General features: G+C 61.9%; 20 protein-coding genes. 9 read left to right on the top strand and 11 right to left on the bottom strand.

Annotated elements, in window-relative coordinates; translation table 11 throughout:
- Positions 1–92: 92 nt before the first annotated feature.
- Together QZ648_RS10115 and QZ648_RS10110 are read right to left on the bottom strand one after the other, a co-directional pair.
- Positions 93–968 carry a peptidoglycan DD-metalloendopeptidase family protein gene (locus tag QZ648_RS10115; RefSeq protein ID WP_291996912.1) on the bottom strand — a complete coding sequence of 292 codons (876 nt, stop codon included), beginning with the start codon at positions 966–968 and terminating at the stop codon, positions 93–95.
- The gene (locus tag QZ648_RS10110) at positions 965–1,351 is read right to left on the bottom strand and encodes a neutral zinc metallopeptidase (RefSeq protein ID WP_291997022.1); all 387 of its coding nucleotides are present in this window, start codon (positions 1,349–1,351) and stop codon (positions 965–967) included. Before QZ648_RS10110 ends, QZ648_RS10115 begins: the two co-directional genes overlap by 4 nt.
- A 92-nt stretch (positions 1,352–1,443) precedes the next feature.
- Here QZ648_RS10110 and QZ648_RS10105 point away from each other — a divergent pair, with 92 nt between their 5' ends.
- From QZ648_RS10105 to QZ648_RS10095, 3 genes are all read left to right on the top strand, one after another.
- Entirely contained in the window at positions 1,444–2,490 is a 1,047-nt protein-coding gene (locus tag QZ648_RS10105; RefSeq protein WP_291996911.1) for an inorganic phosphate transporter, read from the top strand.
- Between the two features lie 11 nt (positions 2,491–2,501).
- Positions 2,502–3,158: a DUF47 family protein gene (locus tag QZ648_RS10100; protein ID WP_169065855.1), complete on the top strand. Its 657-nt coding sequence runs from the start codon at positions 2,502–2,504 to the stop codon at positions 3,156–3,158.
- An 88-nt stretch (positions 3,159–3,246) separates the two neighbouring features.
- Positions 3,247–3,378: a hypothetical protein gene (locus QZ648_RS10095; protein ID WP_291996910.1), complete on the top strand. Its 132-nt coding sequence runs from the start codon at positions 3,247–3,249 to the stop codon at positions 3,376–3,378.
- Between the two features lie 100 nt (positions 3,379–3,478).
- Here the strand turns inward: QZ648_RS10095 and QZ648_RS10090 are convergent, their stop codons facing one another.
- The 3 genes from QZ648_RS10090 to QZ648_RS10080 are packed head-to-tail and all read right to left on the bottom strand — an operon-like array spanning position 3,479 to position 5,000.
- On the bottom strand, positions 3,479–3,955 hold the full coding sequence (locus QZ648_RS10090; RefSeq protein WP_291996909.1) for a hypothetical protein: 477 nt from the start codon (positions 3,953–3,955) through the stop codon (positions 3,479–3,481).
- 25 nt (positions 3,956–3,980) lie between these two features.
- The gene (locus QZ648_RS10085) at positions 3,981–4,616 is read right to left on the bottom strand and encodes an SCO family protein (RefSeq protein ID WP_169065853.1); all 636 of its coding nucleotides are present in this window, start codon (positions 4,614–4,616) and stop codon (positions 3,981–3,983) included.
- Positions 4,617–4,622: 6 nt separating this feature from the next.
- Complete coding sequence (locus QZ648_RS10080) at positions 4,623–5,000, bottom strand: hypothetical protein (RefSeq protein WP_169065852.1); 378 nt, start codon at positions 4,998–5,000, stop codon at positions 4,623–4,625.
- 250 nt (positions 5,001–5,250) lie between these two features.
- On the opposite strand from QZ648_RS10080, the gene QZ648_RS10075 reads away from it, so the two are divergent.
- Positions 5,251–6,441, top strand: coding sequence for a class I SAM-dependent rRNA methyltransferase (locus QZ648_RS10075; RefSeq protein WP_169065851.1), 1,191 nt, complete (start codon positions 5,251–5,253; stop codon positions 6,439–6,441).
- 37 nt (positions 6,442–6,478) lie between these two features.
- Here the strand turns inward: QZ648_RS10075 and msrA are convergent, their stop codons facing one another.
- From msrA to QZ648_RS10060, 3 genes are read right to left on the bottom strand one after another with little or no spacing between them, the layout of a single operon-like run.
- The gene (gene msrA, locus QZ648_RS10070) at positions 6,479–7,114 is read right to left on the bottom strand and encodes a peptide-methionine (S)-S-oxide reductase MsrA (RefSeq protein WP_291996908.1); all 636 of its coding nucleotides are present in this window, start codon (positions 7,112–7,114) and stop codon (positions 6,479–6,481) included.
- Complete coding sequence (gene msrB, locus QZ648_RS10065) at positions 7,111–7,629, bottom strand: peptide-methionine (R)-S-oxide reductase MsrB (protein WP_291996907.1); 519 nt, start codon at positions 7,627–7,629, stop codon at positions 7,111–7,113. Before msrB ends, msrA begins: the two co-directional genes overlap by 4 nt.
- A gap of 19 nt (positions 7,630–7,648) precedes the next feature.
- Positions 7,649–8,476, bottom strand: a complete 828-nt coding sequence (locus tag QZ648_RS10060) for a thioredoxin family protein (RefSeq protein WP_291996906.1) — start codon at positions 8,474–8,476, stop codon at positions 7,649–7,651.
- A 389-nt stretch (positions 8,477–8,865) separates the two neighbouring features.
- On the opposite strand from QZ648_RS10060, the gene QZ648_RS10055 reads away from it, so the two are divergent.
- From QZ648_RS10055 to hslU, 4 genes are all read left to right on the top strand, one after another.
- On the top strand, positions 8,866–9,927 hold the full coding sequence (locus QZ648_RS10055; RefSeq protein ID WP_169065846.1) for a GTP-binding protein: 1,062 nt from the start codon (positions 8,866–8,868) through the stop codon (positions 9,925–9,927).
- A 258-nt stretch (positions 9,928–10,185) separates the two neighbouring features.
- Entirely contained in the window at positions 10,186–11,385 is a 1,200-nt protein-coding gene (locus QZ648_RS10050) for an STAS domain-containing protein (protein WP_291996905.1), read from the top strand.
- Between the two features lie 50 nt (positions 11,386–11,435).
- Complete coding sequence (gene hslV / locus QZ648_RS10045; protein ID WP_169065844.1) at positions 11,436–11,972, top strand: ATP-dependent protease subunit HslV; 537 nt, start codon at positions 11,436–11,438, stop codon at positions 11,970–11,972.
- 2 nt (positions 11,973–11,974) lie between these two features.
- Positions 11,975–13,306 (top strand): ATP-dependent protease ATPase subunit HslU, encoded by a 1,332-nt coding sequence (gene hslU, locus QZ648_RS10040; RefSeq protein WP_291996904.1) that lies wholly within the window; start codon positions 11,975–11,977, stop codon positions 13,304–13,306.
- A gap of 110 nt (positions 13,307–13,416) precedes the next feature.
- Here hslU and QZ648_RS10035 read toward each other — a convergent pair whose 3' ends face one another.
- From QZ648_RS10035 to aceB, 3 genes are all read right to left on the bottom strand, one after another.
- On the bottom strand, positions 13,417–13,845 hold the full coding sequence (locus tag QZ648_RS10035) for a universal stress protein (protein WP_169065842.1): 429 nt from the start codon (positions 13,843–13,845) through the stop codon (positions 13,417–13,419).
- Positions 13,842–14,585 carry a TerC family protein gene (locus tag QZ648_RS10030; RefSeq protein WP_169065841.1) on the bottom strand — a complete coding sequence of 248 codons (744 nt, stop codon included), beginning with the start codon at positions 14,583–14,585 and terminating at the stop codon, positions 13,842–13,844. The genes QZ648_RS10035 and QZ648_RS10030 overlap by 4 nt, the downstream gene beginning before the upstream one ends.
- A gap of 293 nt (positions 14,586–14,878) precedes the next feature.
- Complete coding sequence (gene aceB / locus QZ648_RS10025) at positions 14,879–16,477, bottom strand: malate synthase A (RefSeq protein ID WP_169065840.1); 1,599 nt, start codon at positions 16,475–16,477, stop codon at positions 14,879–14,881.
- A gap of 117 nt (positions 16,478–16,594) precedes the next feature.
- On the opposite strand from aceB, the gene QZ648_RS10020 reads away from it, so the two are divergent.
- On the top strand, positions 16,595–17,500 hold the full coding sequence (locus QZ648_RS10020) for a LysR family transcriptional regulator (RefSeq protein ID WP_169065886.1): 906 nt from the start codon (positions 16,595–16,597) through the stop codon (positions 17,498–17,500).
- Positions 17,501–17,536: the final 36 nt, after the last annotated feature.

Raw genomic sequence — 17,536 nt, 5'->3', positions numbered from 1 at the left:
CCCGCCACCCGCCACCCGCCACCCGCCACCCGCCACCCGCATCGCCATCGCCGACGGCTTGCGCGCAAGCGTTTGCCGACGTTTCGGCTGCGTCAGCTCTTCTTGCCTGACTCGACCACAAACAGTTCGGGGTTCACCATCGCGCCGTTGAGGATCACGCTCCAGTGCAGGTGCGGGCCGGTGGCGCGACCGGTCATGCCAGCGGCGCCGATGCGCTGTCCCTTGCCTACCGTTTCGCCGGGCTGCACGGCGGTGCTGTCGAGGTGGCAATACATGCTGATCAGGCCGTTGCCGTGATCGACGAACACGGTTTTGCCGTTGAAGAAGTAGTCGTCGACGGCGAGTACTTGACCCTGCGCATTGGCCTTGACCGTTGCACCGCGCGCGACGGCGATATCGAATCCGGCGTGCGCTGAGCGGGGCTCGCCGTTGAAAAATCGGCGTACACCGAAGCGCCCGCTGCGCCGCCCTTGCGCAGGCAGGACGAAAGCCAGGTCGGTCTCCGCTGCCTCGCGCCAATGGCGTTTCAGGCGCTGGATGGTGGCTAGTTCTTCCTCGACGCGGGTCAGATCGCTGGCCGACAACTGCACCTTGCTGCTGTCCTTCATCGTGATTCGTTGCGCAGGATAATCCTTGTTGACGACAGAGAAGGGGTGCCGTTGCCATTCGCCAGCGATGTCCACCCGCAACTCGTACGTCCCCGGGGTGGTCGCCAGATCGAGACCGACCACGGCGACCCACTGCGCGCCCTCGGCGGCCACCAGTACCCGCTGCTCACCCAGCCAGGCCAGCGGCCGTGTGCTGCTGGCCGAAATCGGGCCAAGAACGATCAAGGCCACGCCGCCGGGGACACTGGCCGCCGTCGGTAGCGCTGCGTGTGCCGAGGAGCCGGTCAACAAGGCGATCAGAAGGGTCGCGCACGACGAGGTGGCGATGGTGACGATTCTGCGCATACGGTGGGTGATCACAGTGATTTCGGGGAGAAGCCGTCGCATTGCCGGAGGTCGCCGCTGTCCATGCCACGTTTGAACCAGTGTACGCGCTGGCTATACGTGCCGTGGGTGACGGCTTCTGGTACCACCTGCCCTTGCGTTTGCCGTTGCAGGCGATCATCGCCGATCGCCGAGGTGGCCGTCAACGCCTGCTCAATGTAGCCGGCTTCGAGGAACGGCTGCATGTTGTCGGGGCGATGATCTCCGATGCCGGCGAAACAGCCTGCCTGCCATTCGGGTCGCACTGACAACTCATTGGCTGCCGCCTGTTGTTCGCTCTTTTTTTGTGCGGCGCTCGCTCTGGTTGCCCAGGCGCATGATTCGTCCTCAAGGTGGCTGTTTGGCGCTGCAGATGGCAGAAAAAAATGTACAAATGCGAATTTTCGTGCATAATCCGCGCACTTTTTACAAGCAGAGGCCCGCAGAGGCTTTTTTTACAAGAAGGGTGCGTATGGATACTTTGTTCTGGATGGCCGTGGCGACGGTGGTGGTGGTGTTGATCTTCGACTACACCAACGGCTTTCATGATGCCGCAAATATCGTGGCGACGGTCATCGCCTCACGGGCGATGACTCCGGTGCAGGCCGTTCTGATCGTCGGCTTTTTCGAGTTCATGGGCCCTTTGCTCGGCGGTACGGCGGTCGCCAACACCATCGGCAAGTTCGTCGATCTGAATGGTGTCGACCCGCAGCTCGCCGTGTTGATCATGTTCTGCGGCCTGCTCGGCGCCATCGTCTGGAACCTGGCGACCTGGTGGCTCGGCATTCCCTCGTCGTCGTCGCACGCGCTGGTCGGCGGTCTCGCTGGAGCGGTGGTTGCGGCAGTGGGCTCAGAGCATGTGGTCTGGGGCTTTCGCGAGCTGATGACCACCGGCCAGCTGACCGGCGTCACGAAGGTTTTGCTGGCCCTGTTTGTCTCGCCACTGCTCGGATTCTGGGTCGGATTCTGGATTCATCGCCTCGGGCGTCGCTTGCTGGCCGGTGCCAAGCCGACCGCCAACGCCACTCTGCGCAAGTTGCAGTTCGTGACCGCGGCCGGCCTGGCGTTTTCACACGGCGCCAACGATGCGCAGAAGAGCATGGGCATGCTCACCCTGGTGTTGATGCTGGGCGGCTTCATCCCGAGTTTCGAAGTGCCGTTCTGGGTGGTTCTGTCCTGTGCTGCGGCGATCACCCTGGGCATCATGTCTGGTGGCTGGCGCATTGTGCGTACACTGGGCTTTGCCATCTACCGGGTGCGGCCGCTACACGCTTTCGACTCGCAGCTCACTTCAGCGCTGCTGATTTTTACCGCTTCAATGGTCGGGGCGCCAGTATCCACAACGCACGTGGTGGCCACCTCGATCATGGGCATCGGCTACTCCGAGCGTCCGCGTGCCGTACGCTGGAAGAAGGCCAAGGACATCGCCAAGACCTGGGTGATCACCATCCCGGCGGCGGCTCTCACATCCATCGTTATTTACGCCATTACCAGAATCATGCTTGGTCAGACCACCTGAGGAGATAAATCATGGAAGACAATCAAACCAACAACGCCAACAAACCGATTTTCCGCCGCCTGTACGAGCGCGTCTTCCCGACCGTCGCCGACTTCTTCGGGATGCTCGCCGAGCAGAGCACCAACGCCGCGGAGACCACGCGTCTGCTGGTCGAATTCATGGAGACCGGCGACGTCGCTGTCAGCCAGAAAGTCCGCGCCGACGAGCACCAGGCCGACCGCATGAAGGCTACCAACCTCGGTGTCCTGGCCGAAGCCTTTTCGACGCCGATCGACCGTGAAGACATCCATCGCGCGATCATGACGCTCGACGACATCGTCAACTACTGCAAATCAACAGTGGTCGAAATGGACGTCCTGGGTCTGACCCCCGACAAGTTCAGTCTGGAAATGGCGCTGCACCTCAGGGAAGGCACCGATGCGCTGGCCAGGGGTTTCGGTCGCCTGGCTTCCGATCCGGCCGCTGCTGGCGTCGACGCAGCGGCCGCCCGGAAGGCGGAACGTACGGTCGAGAAAGCCTATCGGCGAGCGATTGTCGAGCTTTTTCAGGGCGACGATTACCTCAACATGTTCAAGCGGCGCGAGACCTATCGTCACATGTCCAATGCTGGCGACCGGGTAGCCGACGCGGCCAATGCACTCGACGACATCGTTGTCAAATTGTGCTGAAAACCTCTGCTTCGATCGGGGTTGTATTCACCAGTCCTTAGGTTTAAATTGGAGCTGCCAATGTCGGCACAGTCACAAGGAGATGCGTATGAGGAAGCTTACCGCCGGCCTGATGGCTTTGGCGCTGATGCTGTCAAGTGCAACCGCGGTCGCCTGTTCGGCTGATAAAGCCAAGGATGGCAAAGCTGAAATGAGCACTCCGTCAAAACCAACGAGCTGACTGGTCGGACCCCCTTCAACCACAGCGGCGCGTACCTCAGGTACGCGCCGCGTTCGTTTTGTGCCCGGCGCTGAGTGTGTGCTTAGTGTGCTGAGTGTGTTCAATCACAGCTCGCCTGGCAGGCGGCTGGCTCACCGGCGCAGTCGCCTTTTCCGGTGACTGTGCATTGCTGACGCGAGCGGTAGCTGAAGCTGACGCCTTCGCCGTAGCTGCAAGTCAACAGGCTTACCTTGCCCTGCTTGCTGGTCGCCATCCGCGCAACCGGCATCGCCTTGATCGTTTCCGCCGCCAGGTCGCACGAGACGTAGGCGGAAAAGGCGCCGTCTGCGGACTCCCACTGGGCGACGTTCTTCAGTTTTCGGTAGGCCTGATAGTCGGTGCACACGCTGGTACTTTGCTCGTACATGCGTTGGTTGTCGCTGCAGTAGCCGGTGAAGGTGTACTTGAGCTCCGCTTCGCTGGGGCAGCTGCCGACCTGGACGGCAGTCGCCAGGCTCGGGCACGACAATGTTTCAGCGCTGCTGTCGGCGGTTGCCGATGCGAGGACAAGAAGACAGGCGATCGTGGATGCTTTCATGGGGAGGTTCTCCGATGGCAAGTGACTACTGCGAAGCGGGTGCCATACGTCTGGCCGCCGATGGAGGTCCGTTGCCGGCCATTATTTGGCGAATCTGATCGGCGATTTGCTCCGCCGGCGTGGCGTAGGCAAACTTTCGGATAAAGCGACCGTCGGGGCCGAGTAGAAACATCCCGGCGCTGTGGTCGACCGCGTACTGTTCGAGCGGAGCGCCGGGTTCGCGGACTTTCTCGTAGCGCACCCTGAAGCTCTCGGCGGCTTTGCGGACCAACTCCGGTGAACCGGTCAGGCCGATGATGCGCGGGTCGAAGAAGGCAACGTAGTTGCGCAGGGTGTCCGCGCTGTCGCGCTCCGGGTCAACGGTGATGAACAGCGCTTGCAGCGCGTCGGCTTCCTTGCCAAGTCGGCTGATGACCATCGCCATTTCGGCCAGCGTTGTCGGACAGATGTCGGGGCAGTAGGTGTAGCCGAAGGTGAGCAACTGGAAGCGCCCGCGGAAGTCCTGGTTGCTGACCGCACGCCCGTTGGCGTCCATCAGCAAGTAGCGGCTGCTGATGCCCGTTTCGCCGTAGGCCGGTATCTGGTCCGCGGCAAGGTCGGCAGCCAGGGACAGCGGCGCCAGCCCGGCGGCCAAGGACAGCGCGAGCAACAGTCTTTTCATTGCGCGCTACCGGGCTGTTGCTGGCGCTGTCGGCAGCAAAGCCTGCAAGCGTTTCGAGAGTTCGTCGAGCCGGCCGGAAAAAGTTGCGGCCGCGGGGCAGGGCTCGTGCCTCGTCTGGCCTTGAGCGAGGAAGGCTGTGTTGGTCTGTTCCTCGAAAGTCTCGCCGTAACGACGGGTCTTTGGCGCATGCCGGATGACCAGTTGCTTGGCCTCGCCAGCGATCGCCATCTCGCCGCAGGCCAGCGCCTGGCCGTTCAGTTGTCCGAGGTCGCTAATGGCAGCGAGGGTGGACGCTGCGGAGGCCGCGCTGGCTGCAGACTCCGGGGTCGCGACGGCAGGTCCGGCGAGCAAGCTCATGGCGGCGAACAAGGTCAGGCGTTTCATCAAGGCTCCAGTGCGGGCAGGGCGGTGTACGGCGCTTGATTATAGGGGCTGCGGGCCGGGGCTTTCGTTGATGACGCTCAAAAAGAGCCCCGCCAAGCAGCACTAGTTGGCCAGCTGGCAAGGGCAGCGACCGTGGCCACGCTACGCGCGGCGGATGGGCGTTTCTGCTGCAGCTGGTGTAGCTGGTATACACTGCGCCGCTCTTACCTCATTGTCGCTCGGGCATCGCACCGGGTGCCGGATACTCAGCATGGCCCAACTCGTTCTTCTTTCCGGCAAGGATCGTTCGCTTGCCCGCCGCCATCCGTGGATCTTTGCCGCTTCGGTCGACCGCTTGCGGGGTCGCGCCCGCCCGGGCGATACCGTGGATGTCGTTGCCGCCAACGGGCGGCCGCTGGCGAAGGCTGCCTGGAGTCCGGAATCGAAGATTCGCGCCAGGGTGTGGAGTTTCGATCCCGACGAAATCATTGACGATGCTTTCTTCAAGCGCCGCATTCTGGCCGCCGTCGAGCGTCGCCGGCTGATGCCGGAACTGTCCGGCGAGGGGGGCATGCGCCTGATTCATGGCGAATCCGACGGTCTGCCGGGCCTGATCGCCGATTGCTATGGCGACACGGTCGTCGTGCAGCTGACGGCTGCCGGCCCGGACAAGTGGCGATCGGCGATCGCTGGCGCCTTGCAGCGCGCGACGGGCTGCGCGCGCATCTACGAACGATCCGACTCCAATGTGCGTCGGCTCGAAGGGCTGGAACCAGTGAGCGGCTGGCTGCTCGGCGAAGCGACGGAAGAGGCGTTGCTGATTGTCGAAAACGGGGTGCGTATCAAGGTTGACGTCGTCACCGGTCACAAGACGGGTTTCTATCTCGATCAGCGCGACAATCGCCTCTTGACCCGCCAACTTTCTGCCGGGCGCTCGGTACTCAACTGCTTCTGTTATACCGGCGCATTTTCCCTGCAGGCGCTGGCCGGTGGCGCAGCAAGCGTGCTTTCCATCGATTCCTCGGCACCGGCGCTGGCGATGGCCGCCGACAACCTGGCGCTCAACCCGCAACTCGATGCGGGCCGTGCCGCGTGGCGCGAGGACGATGTCTTCGAGGCCCTGCGGGCGCTGAAAAGCGATGGCCAGGGCTTCGACCTGATCATTCTCGATCCGCCCAAGTTCGCGCCATCGGCCGCGCACGCCGAAGCGGCTGCGCGTGCCTATCGGGATATCAACGTCTTCGGTTTTCGCCTGCTCAATCCGGGGGGATTGCTGATGACCTATTCCTGCTCGGGCGGTATTCGTAGCGAGCACTTCCAGCAGATCGTCGCCGATGCCGCGGTCTCTGCCGGCTGCGATGCCCGTATTCTGCGCCGCCTGTCGGCACCGCCGGATCACCCGGTGGCCCTGCATTTCAGCGAGGGTGAATACCTCAAAGGCCTGCTCTGCCAGGTGGATTGAGGATGCTGGGGCAGCGACCCTGCCTCGGCTACTGTGGCTAGCGACTACCCCACAGGTTCTCCACCCGTAGATCGCGGCCGCAACCGCTACGGTAGTAGGAGTAGCGGATGGGGTTCTTCTTGTAGTAGTCCTGGTGGTAGGCCTCGGCCAGGTAGAAGGCCGACGCTGGCTGCAGCTCGGTTTCGATGCGCGTGAATTTGCCGCTCTTGAGCAGCGCATCGCGGCTGCTTTCGACGGCCTTGCGTTCGCTGTCGTCCTGCCAGTAGATGCCGCTGCGGTACTGGCTGCCGACGTCGCAGAACTGGCGGTCTTTGACCGTCGGATCGATATGCCGCCAGAAGTATTCCACTAGCTGTGGATAGCTGACTTTTTGCGCGTCGTAGTGCACGCGGACGGCTTCGGTATGCCCGGTGCCTCCGGCACTCACCTGCGCGTAGGTCGGGTTGACTGTCTGGCCGGCGGTGTAGCCGGATTCGACGGAAATTACGCCGGGCAACTTTTCGAAATCGGCTTCGATACACCAGAAGCAACCGCCGGCAAAGATTGCCGTCTGTGGCGTGGCCGTGCTCGGCGCGGCCGTCTTGTCGGCAGCCTGGTCCGCGGCCGACGCAGCGCCCGCTGCAGCACCAAGGACCAGCAAGGACAGTGCCGTCGCCAGTGCTCGCCGGCTCATGTCCGTAACTCCGGCAGCTTCTCGGAACGCGCAACGAATTGCAGTGCGACACCATTGTTGCAGAAGCGCTTGCCCGTCGGTTTGGGGCCGTCGTTGAAAATGTGCCCCTGGTGCCCGCCGCAGCGCGCGCAGTGGTACTCGGTACGCGGATAGAAGATCTTGAAGTCGGTCTTGGTGGACACTGCCCCTGGCAGGTGCTGCCAGAAACTCGGCCAGCCGGTACCGCTCTCGTACTTCGTCGAGCTGTCGAACAATGGCAGGTAGCAGGCGGCGCAGATAAAGGTTCCGTCACGCTTTTCCTGGTTCAGTGGGCTGCTGCCGGCACGTTCCGTGTCCTCCTCGAAAAGAACGCGATAGGACGCTGCTGGCAGCAGGTCGGCCCATTCGGCTTTCGGCTTCGACAGTGGGCTGCCGGGCGTGGCTTGGGCGCCTGCCCAGCTCGGGCCGGAAGCAGCAACGGGCAGAAGAAAGGCGCCCAAGCCGCCCAGCCATTTCAGTGATTGACGACGATCCATTGTGTTCTCCATAGAAAGATCAGCTTGCTGTAGCGGTCGCCGGCTGCAGGCAGCCAGGTAGCGCTACTGCTTGTAATACCTCGCCAGCCTGCGCATCCTGTACGAAGGCAGCAACGCCGAGCTGCTTGAGCTGCCAGTCGGCCGGGATTTTCAGTGTTTGCTGCCAGAGCGCAGTGCCATCGGCCTTGCTCAGCGGCAAGGCTGTCGACCAGAAGCGCACCACTCGTTCGTGTTGCAAATTGACGCCGCGATTCTCGCCGGCACGAATCTCGCTGCGCAGCTGGTTCTCGTAGATGATCACGAAGGCCTCGGCGGCTTGCACCGCGCGCTCGCCTTCCCTGAGCGTGAAGCGCGCTTCGAGATCGACGGCGTTATCGCCCGCCGAGCGCATCTGCAGAGCGATGTCGGCAGCGGCTGGTCGTCGGTTGATCTTCTCGATGCGCTCGGCGAAGTTGGTCGCCGTGTGCCATTTGCGCAGTTCTTTCATGCCCGTAAACACCTCTGGCGTGTAGACGGTGCTTGACCTCGCCAGGCGCGTCAACCAGCGTTGGCGTTCGGCGAAGGCAGGCTGGGCGAAGGGATCCTGCCAGCCAATGTAGTCCCAGTAGTCAACGTGTAGGGCCAGGGCGACCACCTGGTCGGCGGAAAAGCCCTGTGACAGTTGGCCTAGCCACTGGTCTGCGGGTGGGCAACTACTGCAACCCTCGGAGGTATACAGCTCGATTAGCGCGACGCGGTGTGCGGGACTCTGTTTCGCGCAGCTCGCCGCTTGTGCCAGCGGCGAAAGCGCCAGGCAGAGCACGCTCCAGGCAGCGGCTACTGGTGAGCATCGGTGGGCGGAAGGCATCGTCTTCTCCTGGCTGGGGTTTGCGAAATGGTCGTATGTGGGGGGGCAAACCTTACGCTTTTCTGTGTCGTGCGCCGCTTTCTCCGCTTGACATGATGCTTGACAGAGAAGCGCCTCTGCGCTCTTAATTCACAATTCGCAGCCATGATGACCCGCACAACTTTCTCGAAGCGCGGGCGGGAAGCGTCTGTGGACGCTGAACGCGTCGCCTTGTTCATCCGCCGGACGAGGTTTGCGCGCCGCGCTAACGGTCATGACCATCGAGACAGCCCAGATCATGAAAGTCATGACCGTTATCCCCTCTTTCCCGACCCTTCTCCCGCGAGGGGAGAAGGGAGGTTTGTGAGTCGCTTGCGCGACTTTCGCATTAACGCGCAGGGACGATCGCGATGCCACGACTAGACCCGCAGCGGGCGATTCCGGTGACCCTGCTGACCGGTTTCCTCGGCGCCGGCAAGACGACGCTGCTCAACCATTTGCTGCAGCAGCCGGCGCTTGCCGATGCGGCGGTAATGATCAACGAGTTCGGCGAAGTCGCGGTTGATCATTTTCTGGTCGAAAAGGTCGACGACAATCTCGTTGTTCTCGCCTCCGGCTGTCTTTGCTGCAGCGTTCGTGGGGAACTTGCGCGTAGCCTGCGTGACCTGTTCATGCGCCGCTTGCGCCGCGAGATCCCTGTTTTCTCGCGAGTGCTGATTGAAACCACGGGGCTCGCCGATCCGGCGCCGGTGCTGTACACCTTGCTTGAGGACTTCTTCATCGCCGAGCGCTTTCGCATCGACGGGGTGCTCACGGTGGTTGACGTGACGCACGCTGATCGCCAGCTCGGGCGCCATTTCGAGGCCGTCCGCCAGGTGGCCATGGCCGACCGCCTGCTGCTCACCAAATGCGATCTGGCGACGCCCGAGGAGATTGCCCGCGTCGCTCGCCGGCTGACGCGCGCCAATCCTGGCGCGACGCAAATCGAGGTCCGTAGGGGGAGCATTGACGCCGCTCAGCTGATCGGTTGCGGCCTCTACGACCCGGTGACGCGGAGCGTCGATGTTCGCCGTTGGCTGGCTGAGGAGAAAGTGGCGGCCGCAAATGCCGAGCGGCCGGGGCAGCACGGCCATGATGCCAATCGTCACGATGCCCTGGTGCATGCTTTCGTGCTACGTTTCGAGCAGCCTTTCGCGTGGCCGGAATTTGCCGAAGCGATCGACGTGCTGCTCGCCACCTGTGGCGATCGCATTCTGCGCGTCAAGGGTTTGATCAAGGTCGAGGGTGAAGCGGCGCCGCGTGTCGTCCATTGCGTACAGCATATCCGCTATCCGGAATCGGCATTGCCGGAGTGGCCAGACGAAGACCATGGCAGTCGTCTGGTCTTCATCGTTCGCGCCTTGGCCCGCGACATCGTCGAAAAAGCTTTTGCCATGTTTTGCGGGGCCGTCGCCGGGAGTGCTGGCGACTGACATGCGCCAGTACATCACTCGTCGCCAGAGCGCTCGTCATGCGCCACGGCAGGCGAGTTTTCTGCCGCATGGACGGGCCTGCTGACGGGGCGCGGTATTGGCACCGGCCAGCAAATGCCGAGGATTTGCATCCGCAGTCGGGGTACAAATTGCAGTGTGCTGAACGATGTGTTAAAAGGTGATTCGTTAGCAAAATCACCCGCACGCCCTCTCGCCATGGTCTTTTCGTTTTTCAAGAAGTCGCCGCCGGAAAAGAAAATGCCTGTCCGGTCAGCCGCCGTGCCTCCGTCAGCAGACGATCGGGGCACTGCTTCTGCTGCGTCGTCCAAAGAAAAGCCGAAACCGGCCGCTGCACCGGTGGGCCTCGCCCGCTCGGACGTCCCCTTTGCCACTCCGGCGACTACCCGCGAAGGGCCTGCGCTGGATCTCAGCGAGTTTGTGTTCAGCGAAATTGCCGCCGAGTTTCAGGTCGAAGCAGAACTTGATCCGCTCGACGCCGAAGCCGAAGAGGCGGCGATGCTGTATTCCAATGGACAGGACGCTGCGGCTCGCTCCTTGTTGGAGAAGGCGATCCGCGAGTGGCGCTCTGGCCCAGGTGAGCGCTTGTGGCTGATGCTCTTTGATCTGCTGCGCTTGACCGGCCAGAAAGCTGCGTTCGACGCGCTGGGGATCGAGTACGCACAAGCCTTCGAGAAATCGCCTTCGCTCTGGCGCGAGGTCGTCTTCAGCGCACAGGTGCTCGGGAAAGTGGTCGGAACGGCACTCTTCAAGGGTGAATTGCTCGCTGATAATGATGCCGGGTTTGACGCGGTTCGCCTGGCACTCAAGAAGAATGCGCATCTTCGCCTCGACTTGTCGAAGCTGCGCAAACTCGATGCTGGCGGTTGTGAACGGCTTCTGGCGCTGTTGCAGCAAGCCCGTCGGGGCAGGGCCGAGATCGATCTCCTGGGCCGCGATGGCCTCGGTGCTCTGCTCGACGGCCAGATCGCTGCCGGTCGCCCCGAAGACCGGCCATGCTGGTTGCTGAAACTCGAACTCTGCCAGTTGCGCGGGCAACTGGAGGTCTTCGAGGAAATGGCGATCAACTATGCGGTAACCTTTGAAATCTCGCCGCCGTCCTGGGAGTTTGATCGCGTGGCGGATAGCGAGCCTGCGCCGCTGGAGCTGGCGGCGGCCGACCAGCTGCTAACCGAGGCCTACGTTATCAAAGGCGAAATCAAGGGGGCCCGTTTCGGCGACCTGCAAGCATACGCCGGCGCCAACGATCCCGTATTGATTGACTGTTCGACGGTGACGCGCATGGACTTCCTCAGTGCGGGGGCCTTGCTCAATATTCTGACCTCGGTGAAACGCTCGGGTCGACAGATCATTGTCCGTCACCCCAACTACCTGCTTGCCGAATTGTTCCGGGTCGTCGGCTTGCGCGGCGTGGCAGAAATCGAATTAGCCAGGAATTAAGGTGAACGTCGCCTACGCGACTCACGAAGTACAAACCACGGGAGTTCTGGATGGATCAATACCACGGGACGACGATTCTGTCGGTTCGCCGCGGCAAGGCTGTGGCCATGGGCGGCGACGGGCAGGTGACGCTCGGCAACCTGGTGATCAAAGCCAGTGCGCGGAAAGTTCGCCGTATTCATCAGGGCCAGATCCTTGCCGGCTTTGCGGGCGGCACTGCCGATGCTTTTACCCTTTTCGAACGCTTTGAAGCGAAGCTCGACAAGCATCAGGGAAATCTCATGCGCTCGGCGGTTGAACTGGCCAAGGACTGGCGCAGCGATCGGGCACTGCGGCGGCTCGAGGCGATGCTCGCCGTGGCCGACCGGGAGAATTCGCTGATCATCACCGGCAATGGCGATGTCGTCGAGCCAGAATACGGTATCGTGGCCATCGGCTCAGGCGGGGCTTTTGCGCATTCGGCGGCACGGGCGCTGCTCGAGAACAGCGACCTTGATCCAGCCGAAGTGGTCCGCAAGTCGCTACAGATCGCCAGCGAGCTGTGTATCTACACCAATCAGAACTTCACCATCGAGGTGCTGGAATAAACATGTCGTCCATGACTCCGCAGGAAATCGTTCACGAACTCGATAAGCACATCGTCGGTCAGGGCAAGGCCAAGAAGGCTGTGGCCATTGCCCTGCGCAACCGCTGGAGGCGGGCGCAGGTTGCCGAGCCGCTGCGCCAGGAGATCACCCCCAAGAACATTCTGATGATCGGTCCCACCGGCGTCGGCAAGACCGAAATCGCACGTCGCCTGGCACGTTTGGCGAACGCCCCGTTCATCAAGGTCGAGGCCAGCAAGTTCACTGAGGTCGGCTACGTCGGCCGCGACGTCGAGACGATCATTCGCGACCTGGTCGAGGTTGCCATCAAGAACGTTCGTGAGCAGGCGATCACGAGCGTCCGCGAGCGCGCCCAGGACGCCGCCGAAGAGCGCGTCCTCGACGCTTTGCTACCGTCCGCGCGGGCGACCTACTTCAACGACACGCAGGCGTCCGAGGAGAGCACGACCCGGCAGAAATTTCGCAAGAAGCTGCGCGAAGGGGAACTCGACGACAAGGAAATTGAAATCGAGGTCGCCGCCCCGTCGATGCAGGCCGAGATTTTTGCGCCACCAGGGTTGGAGGAACTGACCTCGCAAATCCAGGGTATGTTCCAAAACATGGGTAGTGGTCGCAAGAAGTCACGCAAACTGAAGATATCCGAGGCGCGCCGGCTGTTGATCGAAGAGGAGGCGGCGAAGCTGGTCAACGACGAGGATGTCAAGCTGACGGCGGTCGGCAACGTCGAGCAGAACGGCATCGTCTTTCTTGATGAAATCGACAAGATCGCCTCGCGTAGTGACACCCACGGCATCGACGTCTCGCGCCAGGGAGTGCAGCGCGACTTGCTGCCTCTGGTCGAAGGCACGACGGTATCGACCAAGTACGGGATGATTCGCACCGATCATGTGCTGTTCATCGCCAGCGGCGCTTTTCACCTCGCCAAGCCTTCGGACCTGATTCCCGAGTTGCAGGGTCGCTTTCCGATTCGTGTCGAACTCGATTCGCTGTCGGTGGCTGACTTCGAGTGCATTCTGACCCAGACCGATGCCTGTCTGACCAAGCAATACGAGGCGCTGTTGACCACCGAAGGCGTAACCCTGGATTTTTCGGAAGAGGGCGTCAGGCGGCTGGCGGAGATCGCCTGGTCGGTCAATGAGCGAACCGAAAACATTGGCGCCCGCCGGCTACATACGGTCATGGAGCGCTTGCTCGAAGAGGTGTCGTTTTCTGCCAGCGAGGGTCGTTTCGAAAAAGTGGCCATCGACGCCACCTACGTTGACGCTCGTCTCGCTGAACTGGCGAAAAACGAGGATCTGTCGCGCTACGTCTTGTAAGTGGTGGCAATCGCGGCGCGCAGACCGCGGACCGACCTCACCGGTAAATTACCCGTCCGCAGCGGGCTGGTCTGCCGATGAAATCCCCGTCGGGCGGGGCTGCCTGCGGATTACTTGATGACCAGCACCGGCAGTTCGGTCAGATGAATGACGCGCGTAGTGACCGAGCCCAGCAGGATGCCGGCCACCGAGCCGAGGCCACGTGAGCCCATGACGATCAGCGTGCCGCCGTGCTCCGTGGCGTAATCGGCGATTGCGTGCGCAGCCTCGCCGATCAGAATGTGCTTCGAGTAGGCGAGGCCTGCCGCCGCGAGTCTGGTGCTGGCCTCGGCCAGCGCCGTCTCACCGGATTCCCGGTGGTAGTCTTCGATGTTGTTCTTGCTGACAAAACGAGTAACGTCCGATGGCAGCGCTGCCTGCACGTTCACCAGACTGATGGTCGGCGGCACGGTGCAGGATGGCGCTTGCTGCACGACATGCTCGACGGCACGCAGACTAGGCGCTGAGCCGTCGACGGGAAGCAGCCAATGTGCTTTCACTTCCGTTTTCCTTCCATGAGTTCTTCGCTGTTCGGCGCGGCAAGCTCGTTGCTCGGATGTCGTTCATGCTGTCGGCTGGCCAACAGCTTTCCAACCGCGACCACCATCAAGGCGCCGACCGCTGAAGCCAGGTAAGTGCTGTAGGGAAGGATCTCACGCCAGCTTGCCGGGACCGTCGGGTCGGTGAGCAGCATGCCGCCGCCGATCCAGCCCAGCAGTCCGCCGCCGGCGGTGATCACCACCGGGTAGCGATCCATCAGCAGCAAAACCAGTTTGCTGCCCCAGACAACGATCGGGATCGATACCGCAATACCGAAAACCACGAGAACGATCGATCCATGCGCGGCCGCGGCGACGGCGATGACGTTGTCGACGCTCATGACGGCGTCGGCGATGATGATCGTCTTGATCGCGCCGGCCAATGTCGCGCTGGTGGCGATGTTGCTATGCTCATCTTCGTCTTCCGGGATCACCAGTTTGATGCCGATCCAGAACAGCAGCAATCCACCGACGATCTTGAGGTAAGGAACGGCGAGGAGTTGCAGGGCGAAATAGATCAGGACAACGCGCAGCCCTATCGCTCCGACGACACCCCAGAAGATTCCCTTGTTGCGCTGTGCCTCGGGTAGCTTGCGGCATGCCAGAGCAATGACCACGGCGTTGTCGCCACCGAGCAGGATGTCGATGGCGATAATCTGGAGGACGGCGATCCAGAAGGTGGGTGAGGCGAGGTCGAGCATTGGTGTGTCTATCCTTGTTGCAGCTTGCGCGTGCCGCCCATCCGCGTGCGGCGAGCTTCGGATAGTGGTGGCGCGAGGCGAGGGTGTGGCGCTTGAGTGCGTAGAACTTGCTTATTGTCTCACACCTGCCCAGCCGTATTGACTCCCGCCCACGCGGATTCAGGGGCGATGGTCGGGAGTTTTCTCACGTCGCCGCTTTGCACTGGCAGACGGCCGGTGCAGGATGGCAAGTGAACGACTGAAAACGGCGCCGTGAAGCACGGCGCCGTTTCCTGGACCTGCTCTTTTCGGTCTCAGTCCATCGCTTCGTACAGCGGAAGCGTCAGGAACTCGGGGTACTCGGCGCTCAGCGACATCTTGTCGAAGATCACCGCTGCCTGCTCGTAGGTGGAGGTGTCTTCGCCCTGTTGGCTGACTGCTGCCTTCACTTTCGCCAGCTCCTCGGCGATCATGCCGCGCACCATCGCCGCGGTGACCTTGCGGCCATCATCGAGAACGCCTTTCGGGGAAACTACCCACTGCCAGACCTGCGAGCGCGAGATTTCGGCCGTTGCTGCGTCTTCCATCAGGTTATGGATCGGCACGCAGCCGTTGCCCGCGAGCCAGCTGCCGAGGTAGTGAATGCCGACGTTGATGTTGTTGCGCACGCCCGCTTCGGTAATTGGTTGAGAGGGTTGGAAGTCAAGGAAGTCAGCGGCGGTGAACACCTCGTGACGCTGCTTTTCCCACTGGTTCGGGCGATCACCGAGGACTTTCTGAAACTCCTCGGCAGCGATCGAGACCAGACCCGGGTGGGCGACCCAGCCGCCGTCGAAGCCGTCCTTGGCGTCGCGGGCCTTGTCGTGGCGGATGCCGGCCAGTGCTTTTTCATTGGCCTCGGGATCGTTCTTGATCGGGATCAGAGCACTCATGCCGCCCATCGCCGGCGCCCCGCGCGAGTGACAGATTTTCACCAGTTGCAGCGCATAGCTGCGCATGAACGGAACTTCCATGGTAATCGCGGCGCGGTTGGCGAGGCAGAAGTCCGGGTCTTTCTTGAACTTCTTGATGCAGGAAAAAATGTAGTCCCAGCGGCCGGCGTTGAGTCCGGCGGAGTGCTCACGGAGTTCGTAGAGGATTTCTTCCATCTCGAAGGTGGCCAGAATGGTTTCCACCAGCACGGTTGCCTTGATCGTGCCGCGTGGCAGGCCGATGTGCTCCTGGGCCATGACGAAGATGTCATTCCACAGGCGTGCTTCGAGGTGCGATTCCATTTTTGGCAGATAGTAGAAGGGGCCGGCGCCGCGTGCGATCTGTTCCCTGGCATTGTGGAAAAAGACCAGCGCGAAATCGAAGATGCCGCCGGAAACGCGGCGGCCATCGACAGTCACGTGCTTCTCGTCCAGGTGCCAGCCGCGCGGGCGAATCTGCAGCGTGGCGACCTTGTCGTTGAGCCGGTACTCTTTGCCTGCTTCGTTGACGAACGACAACTCGTGCCGAATGGCCTTGTAGAGATTGACCTGGCCTTGAATCTGGTTGTCCCACTTCGGGCTGTTCGAATCCTCGAAGTCGGCCATGTACGAGTCGGCGCCCGAGTTGAAGGCGTTGATCACCATCTTCGCTTCGACCGGCCCGGTGATTTCGCTGTGGCGGCGTTCGAGGGCCTTGGGCAGCGGGGAAACGCTCCAGTCACCTTCGCGAATATTTCGAGTTTCAGGCAGGAAGTCGGGTACCTCGCCAGCGTCGATAGCCGCCTGGCGGTCGATGCGCGCCTGCAACAATTCCTGGCGGACGCCTTCGAAAGCACGGTGCAGTTTGGCGACCAGAGCCAGCGCATCGGTTGTCAGAATGGTTTCGTAAGCGGGCTTGATGGGGGCGTTGATTTCCATTCCGGCGGGCAGATTGAGGCTCATGTGGTGGCTCCTGTGAAAGGTTTATGATGCAGCCCGCAAATTCTATTCGACGCGACATTGAAAGAGAAGGTCGATTAGAATCAAATGATTTTTTACCTCTGGTATGTAATCGGGCTCATGGATCATCTCAAGCAACTTCGTGCCTTCGTCGAATCGGCGACACGCGGCAGTCTCTCGGCGGCCGCCAGGGTGGAAACCGTTACCCCCGCCGTGATCGGGCGCCGTCTCGACGCGCTCGAGGCGCGCCTCGGTGTCAAGTTGCTGCTGCGCACGACGCGCAAGCTTTCCTTGAGCTTCGAGGGACAGGCTTTCCTTGAAGACTGCCAGCGAATCCTCAATGAGTTGGGCAACGCCGAGGCGGCGGTTTCGCTCGGTGGCGTAAGAGCCAGCGGTCATCTCAAGGTGTCAGCGCCGGCGGGTTTCGGGCGGCGGCACGTGGCGCCGCAGGTGGCTGCGTTCATGGCCGAGAACCCCGAGGTCAGCGTCCGGCTCGACCTCAGCGATCGTGTTGTCGACCTGCTGAACGAGGGCGTGGACTGTGCCGTGCGCATCGGAGAAATGGCCGATTCGAGTCTCGCCAGCAGCAAGCTCGGTGAAATGCGTCGTGTGGTGGTGGCCAGTCCCGCCTATCTGGCCAGGCATGGGCAGCCTCTGGTTCCGCCCGATCTGGCGGCGCATAACTGCTTGTCGCTTGACCAGCAGCGTGGCTGGGCCTTACGCGAAACACCGAACGGCGAAGTCGTGCAGCGTAAGGTGTCGGGGGCATTCGAGTGTAACGATGGTGCGGTCCTGCACGAGTGGGCGCTGGCCGGCAAGGGCCTGGCCTGGCGATCAGTCTGGGAAGTGGGCGAGGACCTGCGGTGCGGACGGCTGCTTTCCTTGCTTGACGACTATGCGGCGCCCCCGGTGGGCATTTACGCGGTATTTCCGCAACGCCGGCATTTGCCGCTGCGTGTGCGCTTGTTCATCGATCTCCTGAAGACGACTTTCGGCGATTCGCAGTACTGGGGGTTGGTCAATTAAAGCGCTGCGTTACGCGTTACGCGTTTCGGGGGCGGG

The organism is Candidatus Accumulibacter sp. ACC012 (genome assembly GCF_907163155.1).
GTDB classification, from domain to species: domain Bacteria; phylum Pseudomonadota; class Gammaproteobacteria; order Burkholderiales; family Rhodocyclaceae; genus Accumulibacter; species Accumulibacter delftensis.
Note: the sequence above shows the minus strand (reverse complement) of the source record. Positions and strands in the feature narration are given on the sequence as shown.